We start from the raw sequence: 14,020 nt of genomic DNA on the forward strand, positions 1-14,020 counted from the left end.
AACCAGAACTGGCGACCCCGGACAACGACCGGGGGGCTGCGACAGGAACCGGTGGGCTGAACAGCAACCGGGGGGCTGCGACCGGAACCCGGTGGGCTGAACAGCCAGCGGGGGCCTGGGACGGGAAGTGGTGGGTTGGGGTGGGAACCGGTGGGCTTGGACAGGTTATTGCTTGTTCAAGCCCGCCTGAAGGTGTCCCAACCCACGCAAGCCGCCGCCCCCCGCCGCCGCCTGCCCGATCGGACAGCGGCCGCCCGAGGTGACGAGCACGCTCTTGTCGCATGAAACGCCGAAGGGCCGGCCCTGGTGGGCCGGCCCTTCGGGTTACTGCGGGATCAGTCGCCGCCGCGGAGGATGGCGAGGATGCGCAGGATGTTCCAGTACAGCCAGACGAGGGTGACGGTCAGGCCGAATGCGGCCCGCCAGGCCTCGTTCTGCGGGGCACCGTTCGCGACTCCCCGCTCGATCATGTCGAAGTCGAGGATCAGGTTGAAAACCGCCAGGCCGGCACCGAGCGCAGCGAACACCAGGCCCATCGCGCCGAACCCGCCGATCCCGGTGTTGAAGCCGAAGAGGCTGGCGATGAAGTTAATCAGGATCACGCCGGCGAAGCCCATCGTCGCGATGATCACCATCTTGGTGAATCGCGGCGTCACCTTGATCGCGAAGTACTTGTACGTCGCCAGCGTCAGACCGGCCGTCACCAGCGTCGCGAGCACCGCCTGCACGATGATGCCGGAGTCACCGACCCAGTTGGCGATGAACTTGCTGCCGATCCCGAGGAACACACCCTCGGCCGCGGCGTACACCATCACCAGCGCCGGGTTCACCTTGCGGGAGAACGACAGCACCAGGCCGAGCACGAAGGCCAGCAAGGCACCGGCCAGGAAAGCGGGGGTGACGACTGAGTCGGGGATCGTGTTCCAGGCGATCGCGGCGACAACCGTGACGACGGCCAGGGTCGCGGCGGTCCGGACGATCACGTCGTCCATCGTCATCGGGCGGCTGCCGGCCGGAGCACCTTGGTACTGCTGCGGCGGCACACCGCCGGAGCCGTACGGTCCAGGCTGGCCGTACGGAGCGGCGCCCGGATACGCCTGGCCGTGGCCAGGCGCGAACGCACTCGACCGGTTCAGGACCGGGTTACTGCTCTGCATGTCATCCTCCTGGTGACCCACATCCGGGGCCGTATCGAGATACTACGGTCCCACCCTTAACAACATCTGAGAATCAACCCGATGTTCCCCAACCGAAATCCCCGCTGGGCAAACGGTTGCACAACTCAATCGCTTCCCGATGCGAGTACGTCGTACGGGCGTTTGGAGGCAAGGAAATCACGGTCCGGCGGGGGGGGGGGGGGGGGGGGGGGGGGGAGGAAGGGGGGGGGGGGGGGAGGGAGGGGGGGGGGGGGGGGAGGAGGGGGGGGGGGGGGGGGGGGGGGGGGGGGGGGAGGGGGATCCCCCCCCCCCCCCCCTCTCCCCCCCCCCCCCCCCCCCCCCCCCCCCCCCCCCCCCCCCCCCCCCCCCCCCCCCCCCCCCCCCCCCCCCGGGACCGGCGGCCACCCAGGACGCGGTGCTCCCGCAGGCCGGATCAGGGGGTGGTCAGAGGTGCGGGTGCAGAGCCTCGTGGGAGGAGAGGGCGGCGCCGACCTGGTCGGCCAGGGCGACAGCGACGAGGCGTTGCTCGAGGTCCGGGCGGGCGATGTGGGCGGCGGCGATCAGCAGGAAGCGGCCGCGGGTCTCGCCGGCGTGCTGGACGGCCAGCTCGATCTCGGAGTTCGTCGGCAGTCCGTCGCGTTCGATCTTGAGGACGTGGCTGCCGCGGGTCACGGATCCGTCCGCGTTCAGCCGCGGCGCCTGCGTTTGCTTGTCCCCGGCAACGAACTTGGCCGCGTCGATCCCCAGTACGGCGGTCAGCTCCGCGCGCACCTGCTCGATCAGGTTATCCGTGGACCCGCCGGCCGCGACCGCCTGCGAGGTGGTGATCACCCCGTCCAGGTACCCACGATGCCGGGACGCCTTGGCTTGTTGCCTCCGGCCCCAGATCGCGATCTCCGTGACCGCGGCCCCGATCAGCACCAGCAGGATGGTCAGCTCGACGTCGTCGCTGCTGTTGATCGTGAACGTGTTGTACGGCACGGTCAGGAAGAAGTCGAACCACACCGCGCTCGACACCGCCGCCAGTACGCCGGCCAGCCGGATCCCGAACGCCGCGACGCCGACGATCACCACGACGAGCAGCAGAGCCGCGTTCGCGTTGTCGAAGTTGTCGCGGAACGGCGTCAGCAGCGCACACACGGCCGGGGGTACGAGCAGCGAACCCGCCAGGACCGGATTGCGGTAGGTCTCCACACTCCTATTGATCCTCACCCGACGCCGGCAATCAACGTTTCTCACAGAGGTCTATCGGGCCTACCGTGATCGAGTGCCCGAAATCGCCCGCATCCGACCCGCTGAGGACGCCGACGAACGCAGTACGCTCACCGGCCTGCTCGACTTCCTCCGCTCGACCATCGAGCTCAAACTGACCGGCCTGACCGAGGCCCAGGCGTTCGCCCGCCCGGTCCACCCGTCCGCGCTGACACCGGCGGGCATCGTCAAGCACCTGACCGCGGTGGAGCGGTTCTGGTTCGCGATCGACTTCGCAGGGCTCGACCTGGCGTGGCCGTGGACCGAGGAGGACCCCCATGGCGGGTTCCCGATCGCCCCCGGCGACACGGTCGACGGCGTACTGGCGTCGTACCGGGCCGAATGCGCCCGCTCGCGCGAGATCGTCGCGGCAGCGTCGCTCGATGACCGCGCCCGCTCGGACGGCATGACCTTCACCCTGCGGTACGCCGTCGCCCACCTGATCGAGGAAACGGCCCGTCATCTCGGCCATCTCGACCTGCTTCGCGAGTGCACCGACGGGTTGGTCGGCGAGTAGAAAAGCCGTGGCCTGGCGCGGACCCGCGCGCCTAGGTTGGGGTGCCATGACAGAGCCATACCGTCTTCGCCCAGCCACGTCGGCCGATGTCGACTTCCTCACCGACGTCACGCTCGAAGCGACCCGCGCCCAGGGCAGGCTGGACGCCGACTTCGAAGAGGATGCGTGGCGCGCCGGGTTCGCCGAGTGGCACCGCCGCGACCTGCTCGAGGACGAGTCGTCCAGCCTGAGCGTGGTCGAACTCGACGGCCGCCCGGTCGGACGCCTCCGGGTCAACCGCACCGCGGAATCCATCCAGCTGAACGGGATCCAGCTCCATCCCACGGTCCAGAACCGCGGGATCGGTACGGCGATCATCACGGAACTGCAGTCCGAAGCCGCTCGTACGGGCGTACCGCTGGATCTCGGGGTGGAACAGGACAACCCGAACGCCCGCCGGCTGTACGACCGCCTCGGCTTCCGCAAGATCGGCGAGGACGGCGGCGAGGACAAGCTCCGCTGGCTCGCACCGGCCGCGGCACGGCAGAACGAGATCTGGAACGCCGACGCCGCCGGCCGTTACGACACCCCCGGTGCCGGCATGTTCGCCCCCGAGGTGCTGGGGCCGACGGTCGACCGACTGGCCGAGCTCACGGGCGACGGGCGGGCGCTCGAGTTCGCGATCGGCACCGGGCGGGTCGCCGTACCGCTGGTCGAACGCGGCGTACCGGTCAGCGGGATCGAGATGTCCACCGCGATGCTCGCCCAGCTGCGCACGAAGGCCGACGAGGCCACGATCCCGGTCGCCGTCGGCGACATGTCCGCGGTGCGGGTCCCCGGCGAGTTCTCCCTTGTGTACTTGGTCTACAACACGATCTCGAACCTGCTGACCCAGGAAGAGCAGGTCGCCTGCTTCCGGAACGCGGCCCGCCACCTCTCCCCCGGCGGCCGCTTCGTCATCGAACTCTGGGTCCCCGAACTCCGCCGCCTCCCACCCGGCATCCCCGCCACCGTCGGCGTGGCCGATCCCGGCTACATCCTCTTGGACACGTACGACGTACTGAACCAGCACGTCGTCTCCCACCACGTCCACTTCGGCGAAGGCACCTCAGCCCAACTCTTCCGAAGCCCCCACCGGTACATCTGGCCCCCCGAACTGGACCTCATGGCCCAACTAGCCGGCCTGACCCTCGAATCCCGCCACGCCGACTGGACCGGCACCCCCTTCACCGCCGACTCCCCCTCCCACATCTCCGTCTACCGCTTACCCGCCTGATGGCAGCCTTCCTTCCAGCGCCAGATCAGGTGGCGCACGCGTTCGACCCCGCTGACGGGTCGAGTGTCGTTCAGGCCAGGTCGAGTTTGCCGAAGTACGGGCCGCCGGCCGGGCTCTGGAGCGGGACCCGTTCGTAGCGGCGGTCAGCTTGCCGGGCCCTTCGTGCGCGGGGAGCGCGAAGACGTCTGTGTTGTCTGCGGCGGGATCGAGCATGATCCGTGGCGCTTCACGGTCAGACACGTTGAAGACACCGGCCGTGCCTGGACGTGCGATTCATCGGCTACTGAGAGCAGGATTTGGCGCGTCTGCCGAGGAGACGAGATCATCGGTCGGCTTCAACTCCGACGAAAGCGAGAGACGAATGCGCTGGACCCCGGCGACCGCCCTGGTCGTTGCTCTCATGTTTGCGACGGCAGGCTGCGGCGGGGATCAGGAGGACGCCGAAGATCGCGCTGCCACCGTCTCATCGAAGCCGTCCCCGTCCCCGTCGGCCCGACCGAAGCCGACCCCCGCGATCAGCACGCGTGGAGCGGAGGACGTGCTAAAGCGGTACATGTCGGCTATCGGCCAGGCGAACACAAAACTGGACCCGGCACGAGCTGCGAAGATAGAGACGGGATCGGCTCTGAAGATCCACAGTGCGCAGTACCGCGTGTACCGGAAGAACGACTTGCGCTACCCGCCGGTCAAGTACGTCGGAGCGCTGGGCGCGGCACCGATGGTCACGGGCTATCCCAAGTGGTTTTTCACGGCCGCGACGGACCGCGGTTCGGAGCCCGCGACACGGGACTTCCTGCTTTTCGTCCAGGATCGTAGCGGTGCGCCGTGGCGCGCGACCTACGCGCCATTCTCGAGTAGGGCGACCGGTGCGCTCGCGCCCGGAGTGGACGTTGCAGATTTTCCAGCGGTCGTGGCCGCAGGCGACACCCACCTGGCGACCGCACCGGGCAAGGTTGCCGCCGTCTTGGCCAGCGCCGTGACCGAGGGCAGCAAGAGCCCGTACGCAAGACGGTTCGCGCAGGATGACATCTTCCAGACGGTGCGCGGCAGAATCGTCGACAACCGGAGTGCCTACACGAGCAACGACTGGGCCGGGACCAGCCGGGCCGTTGCCGCCCCGACCCCGGTATTTGCCGTGCGGACGAAATCCGGCGGTGCGCTCGTCTGGTTCGGGCTCGACCTGCTGCACTCCTATCGCAACAAGGGTGACACCAACATGGTGTGGGATACCGAGACCGCGGGCGACATGCAGCAGGGATTCGGGTTGCCATCAGAGGTCACGTCGTCGATCACTCGGCAGGAGCGCTACGAACTGGTCGCCTACATCCCCCCGAAGGGCAAGGGCACGATGCGCCTCCTCGCGAGTCGCTGGTTTCCGCTGTCGGTCCGCGGAAGCTGAGGCGTCGCGTCCCGGGCGGGATTCGCTCGGCGACGACTGGTTGCCTCCACAACCGCTGACACTTACGTGTCAAGCTGCGCGGGCAGTCTCTCCGCATCGCCCCGATAGCCGCCGCCATTAGGTTCGGGTCGGTGCGGGTCAAGGGGCGAGCTTGCTCGATCGCGGAGCGACGCCGGCGGCGCCCTTGAGGCGTGCCGGTCCGGACCGCACTTCCCATGATTGCTAGCGGGGCGATGCGGAGCCCAGTTCCACGGCTCAGACGGCAGACTGCACCGGTCTGAGGCCGCGGGTAACCGCGCCCCTTGCGTGAGTGGTGCATCGGCAGGGTGTCGATCGTTGATGGCGAGTTCTGCTGTCTTCGACCGGCACCCGGTTGGCGCGTGCGCGCCAAGCCAACGGGGGACGGGGCCGACGAGTCCTCAGGCGAGGAGCCGAAGGTTGCCCCGCTCCCCCGGTCCTACGGTGGCGGCGCGCATTCGGGCCCCTCGAGGGCCCGTCTTGAAGACGTGGAGAAGCTTGTCAGATGTTGTGCCTGGTGCCCGGATGCGAGCCTGTGTGTGCCTTGCAGGTGTGAGTGGGGGGTGACTGGCTGAAGCGTGTTTGGTCTCGCAGTTTCCGCCTCATCATGACACCTGGAACACGACGGTCTTCGTTGCCGCGTCTCATCGCAACAGGCTTACTCATCAGGAGATGGCGAGGCGCGGAGGTGGTTGATCGCGCGGCAGCGCGTACAACCGGGCGGCAGCCCGAAAGACGCGGGCGATAGCCCGCAGGTCGCCAGCGGCAGCCGGCAACACCCGGCGAAGCCGGAGGACCCGGCGAGAGCCGGATGGGATGCACCGGCGATGAGCCGGGGGTGGGTGAGAGCGGGCGTAGCTGACGCGACGAGGAGCGGCGCGACGAGGGAGCGACTGCGGAGCACGCGTTGGCCGGACCACACCGGCGTCTTGTGCCCGGGACGGGATTCGAACCCGTATGCCTGTGAGGCCGCGAGGTTTAAGTTCGACCTGCCGCTGTCCAGAGTGATCCGCAAGGGTTCACGCCGTCACGGTTGCCCGCGAGCGCGACTCGTCCGAACGAAACTGAATGCGGCCGAACTGCAACCAGAACTGCAACCACCCGGCTTGATCTGTAGGCTCGACAGAGACAGTACTGGTCAGCCTCGCTGCGTCACTCGACTGCTGGTCGGCGTGGGCGGTCTGGTGGACCTGCGGTGCTCCGACCTCCCGGTTTGTTCGCCTCGCGAAACAGGCAGCTTTGACAGGTACGTGTCATCCGGCGCTGCACGCACTATGCTCCCTTGGATCGAATGCGCTACACGGATTGGCGGCAGAGCCATCTACCGTAGGCCTGAGGGGGACTTGGTGGGGTCACATAACAAACAGGTACTGAGACGCAAACTGTCGTTGGGGGGAGAACAGGCAGAATTCGACAGCTTGCTGCGAGATGCCTTCTACGAAAACCTGCTCTATGCAGATCTAGAATCTCATGATCACGTCAAATGCTTCATTGTCGGGCGCACCGGAAGCGGCAAATCCGCGTGTTTCAAGCACTTGGCGGAGCAGCACGCCGAGCACGTCATCAATATAAATCCCGAAGATCTCTCTCTAACCTACTTGGCCGGTCTCGATGTCATGCAGAGACTGACCTCTTTGGGTGTGAGTCCAGATCCACTCTTCATTGCGCTCTGGAAGCATGTCCTCGTGGTTGAGGTGATTAGGCATCGCTACAATGTTGATTCCGCTGATGCCAAGGCGCGCTTCCTTAACAACCTCCGCGAGAAGATTCGGAAAGACAAGAGTAAGCTTGAAGCGCTGGCGTACATGGAGGAGTTTGAAGGAACATTCTGGAACGAAGCCGACATGCGCATCCGAGAGGTCACGGACAAATTCGAGGCGCAGGTTAAGGACGAGCTTGGCCTCAAGATCGGAACCAATGGCACCAACCTGAGTGCCGGCATTGGTGAAACAGGCACTGCTTCCAGGACCGAGAGAGTCGAGCTGGCCAGCGTGTTCCAGCGAGTCGTGAACGCCACACAACTGCCTCGCTTGAACAAGATGATCGACATTCTGAACGAAAACATTCTCGACTCCGAGCAAAACTACACCTATATCGTGATCGATGATCTAGACCGCGATTGGGCGGACGAGAAGATAACGAACGACCTGATCCGCTGCCTCTTCCGGGCAACTTACGATCTGAATAAAGGTGTCGACAATCTCAAGGTCCTGGTTGCCCTGCGCACCAACATTTTCGAAGCGTTAGACTTTGGTCGCTCAGGCGGCCAGGAAGAGAAGTACCGCGACTTGACCCAAGTCATCAGATGGTCGAGCGAAGAGCTTCGGGCCATGCTTGATGGGCGAGTGGCCGCCGCAGCATCACAACAGGATCTGTCTCAGATTTCAACCGTCCGCGATGTCTTGCCGCGGGCAAATGACACTATGGGTGACCCGTTCCGGTACATCATCAATCGGACCTTGATGCGCCCTCGAGACGCTATTTCCTTCATGAACCGGTGTCTAGCCAATGCAAATAGTCAAGGCAAGGTGACTTGGAAGGCTATCGCCACGGCCGAGAAGGATTACTCCGTTAATCGCCTCTTGGCTCTCCGAGATGAATGGAAACCAACATATCCGGGAATCGATGAAATCTTCGCTCATTTTAGAAGATCTCCGTACGTCCTAGAAGTTGACGCACTCACCGAGCGGCTCGATGAGTGCGCCATGATGATGGCGGACACAGATTTTCCCGGTGTTGTTTGGTTAACTGAGCTCACTGAGCCGCTGTGGTCCTCTACCTCAGGGGACGATTGGGTAGAGATCTACCAGCCATTGATCCGCCTGCTGCACAACATCGGCTTCATCGGCGCGGTTATTTCGGAGAAGGAGTATGATGAGCCGGCAATTTTCAGTTACGACGACCCGACATTTCCGGACCATCTGACGAACTTGCGACAAGCTACGGGATTCATGATCCATCCCACCTTCCACCCGGCTCTGGATATTGCGAAGAAGCCATATCCCAGGGGAGAGGAAAAGACTACTGTCGGTTGACGATTACGTGTCAACGCACGGCAGTCCCCCGGCATCGCCCCGATAGCTGCCGACCTCAGGTCCGGACCGGTGGGGGTCAAGGGTCGAGCTTGCTCGATCGCTTGCGACGCCGCAGGCGCCCTTGACGCATGCCGGTCCGGACCGCACTGTCCCATGATTGCTAGCGGGGCGATGCGGGAGCCTACGGGTCAGACGGGAACGCGTCAGTCGCCGTGAGCGGGTAGCCGGCCGCCGAGGCGAGCAGTACATCGACAGGGTGTCGATCGTTGATGGCGAGTTCTGCTGTCTTCGACCCGGCACCCTGTTGGCACGTGCGCGCCAAGCCAAGGGCCGCGCTCGGAGCGGAGCGAAGCGGAGTGGAGGGCAGGTGGCCCGCCCTCCGGTGGCGGCGCGCATTCGGCCCTGAAGGGGCCGTCTTGAAGACGTAGAGAAACTTGTCAGATCGTCTCGTGGATCGGCGTGCGACCGACAGAGCTTCCGGGATTGACCAGTGGCCTGACTGGCCTGGCGAGGTTGGACGCTCCGCCGTGCCCATATACCTAGGTCAAGCATGGCGGCTATCGTGTTGTGTGGGGGTCGCCAAGCGTCTGCAGACCAGCAGAGATCTGGTGGACTGGAGGGGTTCAAGTGGGCGATCAACTGCAGATTGACGATGCGGCGGGAGACGTCGTGGGCATTAGTAGCTCGGTGAACGCACCTAGGATCGCTGAGCTTGAGCGACACTTCGGTGAGAACGACTATGACGCTGCCTTGTCTATTGCGTCTGAACTGCAGGAGCAAGATAGCATGCGTCAGGTGGCATGCTATTGGATGGCCCGAATTGCTCAAGCTCAGGACCACCTCGGCGATGCACTCGACTACATTGATGAAGCGTGTATTCTCGACGGCGACGACACCGCTGCAATTGCCAAGAAGCTTGACTTGCTTTTCCATGCAAGGAACTATCGGCAGATGCTAATGGTCTATGATCGTCTCCCGCACGACAAGAAGGACGATCGCAGAATCCAGGCAACTTTATCTCGCGTTTACAAAGCAATCGGGCTCACAGCCCATGCTCGGATGGTAAGCCCGCCCGCTTGCACTGAGGTAGACGAGTACAACATTACCTTGTCGCGATTTGGCCAAATAGGCCAATGGCTTCTGCGGGCAACGCTGGACAAAGTTTTGTTGAGATTGGAACGAAAGTTTCAAAGTCAACTGTGGTTACCAGACGAGTCGTATGATCTCATCGCAAGATTACCTTACAGTGTGCGTGCGCAACGGTATCGATTAAATGCGCTATTGGACGAGACTGAATTGCTCGGCACTGCTATTTCCTTCTTGTCATCGTTGGCCCGGAAGTTTGCTCTCTTGGCGACCGCTCCGTTAGTCATCATGGGACTCATACAGTTCTATAGCGAGACCCCCGATGTTCGGACTACGACCCGGTTCCTGTGGACAGGTGCCATCCTGGCCGCTTTCTTGTTGTTGGTATGGGTGTACCAGCAGCTTGGAGTTCGGGCGCGTGGCATAACTATTGCCGCTGTGGTAACAATTCTAATCTATTTCTCTCCAACGATCGTTGAGCGCCTGTACTCGCAGCCTCCGCCGCGCGACCTCTTCTCGTTAGCGCTCCTTTTGAAGCTTGGCGCCATAATGGCTGCATTCTTGCTGTTCTTCAATCTCGTAATCAGTGTCATTGGCGGGATTCTCTCAAATCAATTTTTTATTCACTATGCTCGGGGTTGGGTTATCGCAAGCATTTCATTCCTCTCTCGGGAGGTGCGCAACGTCGAGCATCGGCATAACCCGGAAATGCGTCGCCGATGGATACGGATGCTTGAGCGAGATGCCGCTGTGATCGAGGGGTACTTTGCTCGTGAGGTTTCACTTAATGATCCTAGCGCACAGACATCGCTCTCCAGTTGGTCCAAAGGCGTCGCCGAATCGTTTCGACATATGAAGACGTTCGTAATCTCGCCGTCCGGTCAAAGTTGGAGCCGATTGACGAAGATCTTGGATCAGCAACTGGTTGCGATCGCTACTGAAAACTGGCGAGCAGCTCCGTATCGGAGACCACAACCCGCTGCTGCCCGAGGAATAAAATTACGACTGCTCGGTGTAGCCAAGTTCACTATCGCAATAATCGTGCCTGGCTTGATATATATCTTGGTGGCGCCACTTGTTGGCTCAGACAAGAATGTTATAAGTCGAGGTGCGTTAGTTAGCGTTACCTGGGGATTGGTTTGGTTCCTGTTCGTACTGGATCCCACGGCAAAAGAAAGAATCGCGGCTATCCGTGGACTTGCAGTCGATCTGCGATCACTGGGGCGCAAGGAAGCGCCGGCCGGTGACGAGAAATGAGAAGTTGCAGTTAGATGGCGGCTTTGATTTTCAGTATCCGGCGAGATCGGTGGCCGTTCTTGTGCGCTCGCTCTGTCCGCGAAAGAACCTGCAGGCCGAGGAAAGGCGCTGTGTCCCGGTTCCAGCCTCGAGACGGACTTGCCGCGGCCAGGACGGTGCATCTGACGGTCCGTACTAAGGTCGTCCTGAGATACGGGGAGGTTCTTCGCTCGTAGGCCAGGTGTGCTAGAACAGTCCTATGGAGCTGTTGCATCGGGGCAAGGTTCGGGATGTGTACAGCGATCGGCCGGGGGAGGTGATCCTGGTTGCGACTGATCGGGTGTCGGTCTATGACGTGGTGCTGCCGACGCCGGTCCCTGACAAGGGGAAGTTGCTGACGAGTCTGTCGCTGTGGTGGTTCGAGCAGTTGGCGGATGTGATGCCGAACCATGTGATCTCGGCTACCGACGTGCCGGCCGAATTCGAGGGTCGTGCTGTCCGGTGTCAGCAGGTCGACATCGTGCAGGTCGAGTGCATCGCCCGCGGCTACCTGGCCGGCCTTGGCTGGGATGCGTACCGGGAGACCGGCAAGATCTCTGGCGTCGAGATCCCTCCGGGGCTCCGCGAGGGTGACAAGCTTCCGCAGCCGGTATTCACGCCGACCACGAAGACGGCACCCGAGGATGGGCACGACGAACCGATGACCTTCGACGAGGTCTCGCAGGCTGTTGGCCCTGAGCTGGCCAAGACGCTCGAGGAGACGACGCTCGAGCTCTTCGCAAGAGCCACTGAGATCACCAAGGACCGTGGTGTGCACCTGGCGGACACGAAGTTCGAGTTCGGTCTCGCCAAGGACGGGACCCTGGTCCTGGCGGACGAGGTTCTGACCTCGGACTCCTCGCGGTACTGGCGTGATGAGGACTGGAAGCCGGGCCAGCGGCAGATCTCGTACGACAAGCAGTTCGTCCGCGACTGGGCGCGTGATCTGGGCACATGGGACAAGACCCCACCCGGACCCGAGATCCCGCCGGAGGTCGTTGAGGAGACGCGGTCTCGCTACGTTGCCATGTACGAGCGCATCACCGGTCTGAAGTGGGACTGACGATGGCCACATGGGATGAAATCGCACAGGCTCGCCTCAGCGAGGTCTTGGAGCTGCAGAAGGTGCACAAGCGCCTGCTCGCCGCCAAAGAGCAGGGTGTCGAGCCGGATCCTCACGATGTGGAGGTTGCCCGCTCGGTCGCCGCGACTGGATACGGCGGTATCGACCGGGTCAACGCGCGGGACGATTACTAGACCGCTCCCCGCTGTTCCGTCTATGCTTGCGGTGTTCTAGAACACTGATTGCAAGAAGTCGAGGTCTGGTCATGCCCCCGAAGCTGGAGCGTCCCGCTCCGCCGTATCAGCAGATTGCCACCGAGATTCGCACCCGGATCTCCAGTGGTGAGTTGCAGGCTGGCGATTTGGTGCCGTCTGTGCGTTCGCTGATGCGTGACTGGGGTGTGGCTATCGCTACCGCTCAGCGAGCATTGTCGACTCTGCGGGCTGAGGGGTACATCAAGCCCGAGCGTGGTGTTGGCAGCATCGTTACGACCGAGGAGGAGCGCGGACGAGCTGCCAACGACCGTGTCGACAATTCTCGGCGTACCGGCAAGATTTATCCCACTGGGAGCTACGCGAAGATCACTGAGGCTGTGATCACTGAGGCGTCAGAGCAGGTTGCCGACGCATTAGGTCTGAAGCCCGGCGCTCCGGTCATTCGCCGCGTCCGGACGACCTATCGGTCGGACGATAAGCCGGCCTCTGCGTCGACGTCGTACTACCGAGGTCATCTGGCCGAGAAGGCACCTCTGCTGCTGAGCGCTGAGCGGATCAAAGAAGGCACATTCGCCTACATAGCGAACATCCTCAAGCGTGAGATCGATGCGTGGCAGGACCAGTTCGAACCGGCTGCCGCTACCGCTGAGCAAGCTGAGAAGCTGGGTCTGGACGAGGGCGCCCTCATCATGGTCGGCCGCAACTGGATCTACGACGACACCGGCGACGTGCTGGAGTACGGCGAAAGCATCACCTTCGGGCGCGTGACCTATCGGGGCCGACTCGGCGACTCCCCCACTCGCGTCTCGCGTTGACACTTAAGCGTCAACAATCAGTTATCAACTAATCGCTCTTAGTGCTTGTCTGCTCGAGATTGGTGTTCTAGTATTCGAACTAGAACACCTGCTCAATGGGGGCGGGTCGGACGCCTAGAAGGGGCGATTCCTCATGAAGCTGAACATCGACACCACGGGCAAGACGTTCACGGTCACCAGGGGAGCGGAGGAGAAGACGGAGCCGGGTCAGAACGGCCGGCCGGGTCGGCAGAAGACGGATCGGAACACCGGCGAGCTGCTCTGGTCGGTTCAGGTGATGGCGCTCGACGAGACGGGCGGCGAGGTGATCAACGTGACTCTGGCGGGCAATGCCATGCCGAAGGTCAACGTTGGCGCTGTTGTCGTGCCGGTCGAGCTGGAGGCCATGCCGTGGGCCACCAATGGGCGGAACGGTGTCGCGTACCGGGCCAAGACCCTCGGCGCGCAGGGTGCGAGCAAGTAGTTCTCCACTGATCCCGTGATTCGTGTACTGCTCAGCTAGGGGTAGTCATGTCGCAACCGATGGAACATCGAACCGTCACAGCGAATCAGGCACGGGCCGAGTATGTGGCCAAGTGCAACGAACTCATCGAGATCGAGATGGTACTCACGTACCTCGAAACCGCCCTCGTGCGCAGCCTTCACGCTGCCGAACCGGTCGTCACCGACCATCACGAGGTGCTTGCCGTCTACGCGTCCGACGCGTTCTGGAAACTGTTGGACCTGTACCGCGAGGCCGAAAACCGGCGTCGTGATCTGTACGCCGCACGCGACTACGCGCTGCTGGTGTGGACGTCGGCTTCGAATGAAGCCACCGCGGCTGACACCTACGTGTCAACGCCCATCAACAACCGCTAGAAACCAAGAACGGCCCTCGAAAGGGCCGCTCCCTGGAAGCGAGACACGAAGCCGGGTCACAGGCCTGAGAAACCGT

At 63.0% G+C, this 14,020-nt stretch carries 12 protein-coding genes; 10 read left to right on the forward strand and 2 right to left on the reverse strand.

The window, feature by feature from the left end; all coding sequences use genetic code 11:
• Positions 1-335: 335 nt before the first annotated feature.
• Together ACZ3HV_RS30970 and ACZ3HV_RS30975 are read right to left on the reverse strand one after the other, a co-directional pair.
• On the reverse strand, positions 336-1,157 hold the full coding sequence (locus tag ACZ3HV_RS30970; RefSeq protein WP_465689357.1) for a Bax inhibitor-1/YccA family protein: 822 nt from the start codon (positions 1,155-1,157) through the stop codon (positions 336-338).
• Positions 1,158-1,601: 444 nt separating this feature from the next.
• Positions 1,602-2,351, reverse strand: coding sequence for a DUF4118 domain-containing protein (locus ACZ3HV_RS30975; protein ID WP_465689359.1), 750 nt, complete (start codon positions 2,349-2,351; stop codon positions 1,602-1,604).
• 73 nt (positions 2,352-2,424) lie between these two features.
• Here ACZ3HV_RS30975 and ACZ3HV_RS30980 point away from each other — a divergent pair, with 73 nt between their 5' ends.
• The 10 genes from ACZ3HV_RS30980 (at position 2,425) to ACZ3HV_RS31025 (ending at position 13,944) form a co-directional block, all read left to right on the forward strand.
• Positions 2,425-2,925, forward strand: coding sequence for a DinB family protein (locus ACZ3HV_RS30980; RefSeq protein ID WP_465689361.1), 501 nt, complete (start codon positions 2,425-2,427; stop codon positions 2,923-2,925).
• 46 nt (positions 2,926-2,971) lie between these two features.
• Positions 2,972-4,180 carry a GNAT family N-acetyltransferase gene (locus ACZ3HV_RS30985; RefSeq protein WP_465689363.1) on the forward strand — a complete coding sequence of 403 codons (1,209 nt, stop codon included), beginning with the start codon at positions 2,972-2,974 and terminating at the stop codon, positions 4,178-4,180.
• A 361-nt stretch (positions 4,181-4,541) separates the two neighbouring features.
• Positions 4,542-5,579 (forward strand): DUF8094 domain-containing protein, encoded by a 1,038-nt coding sequence (locus ACZ3HV_RS30990; protein ID WP_465689364.1) that lies wholly within the window; start codon positions 4,542-4,544, stop codon positions 5,577-5,579.
• Positions 5,580-6,871: 1,292 nt separating this feature from the next.
• Positions 6,872-8,632, forward strand: a complete 1,761-nt coding sequence (locus ACZ3HV_RS30995) for a P-loop ATPase, Sll1717 family (protein ID WP_465689806.1) — start codon at positions 6,872-6,874, stop codon at positions 8,630-8,632.
• A gap of 627 nt (positions 8,633-9,259) precedes the next feature.
• Entirely contained in the window at positions 9,260-10,975 is a 1,716-nt protein-coding gene (locus tag ACZ3HV_RS31000) for a tetratricopeptide repeat protein (RefSeq protein WP_465689366.1), read from the forward strand.
• A 238-nt stretch (positions 10,976-11,213) separates the two neighbouring features.
• A complete protein-coding gene (locus tag ACZ3HV_RS31005) occupies positions 11,214-12,056 on the forward strand; it encodes a phosphoribosylaminoimidazolesuccinocarboxamide synthase (protein ID WP_465689368.1) in 843 nt (280 codons plus the stop codon).
• A gap of 2 nt (positions 12,057-12,058) precedes the next feature.
• A complete protein-coding gene (locus tag ACZ3HV_RS31010; protein WP_465689370.1) occupies positions 12,059-12,250 on the forward strand; it encodes a hypothetical protein in 192 nt (63 codons plus the stop codon).
• Positions 12,251-12,321: 71 nt separating this feature from the next.
• Entirely contained in the window at positions 12,322-13,086 is a 765-nt protein-coding gene (locus ACZ3HV_RS31015) for a GntR family transcriptional regulator (protein WP_465689372.1), read from the forward strand.
• Positions 13,087-13,219: 133 nt separating this feature from the next.
• Positions 13,220-13,549: a hypothetical protein gene (locus ACZ3HV_RS31020; protein ID WP_465689374.1), complete on the forward strand. Its 330-nt coding sequence runs from the start codon at positions 13,220-13,222 to the stop codon at positions 13,547-13,549.
• A gap of 47 nt (positions 13,550-13,596) precedes the next feature.
• Positions 13,597-13,944, forward strand: a complete 348-nt coding sequence (locus ACZ3HV_RS31025) for a hypothetical protein (protein WP_465689376.1) — start codon at positions 13,597-13,599, stop codon at positions 13,942-13,944.
• Positions 13,945-14,020 lie beyond the last annotated feature (76 nt).

The organism is Kribbella sp. NPDC020701, assembly GCF_055562215.1.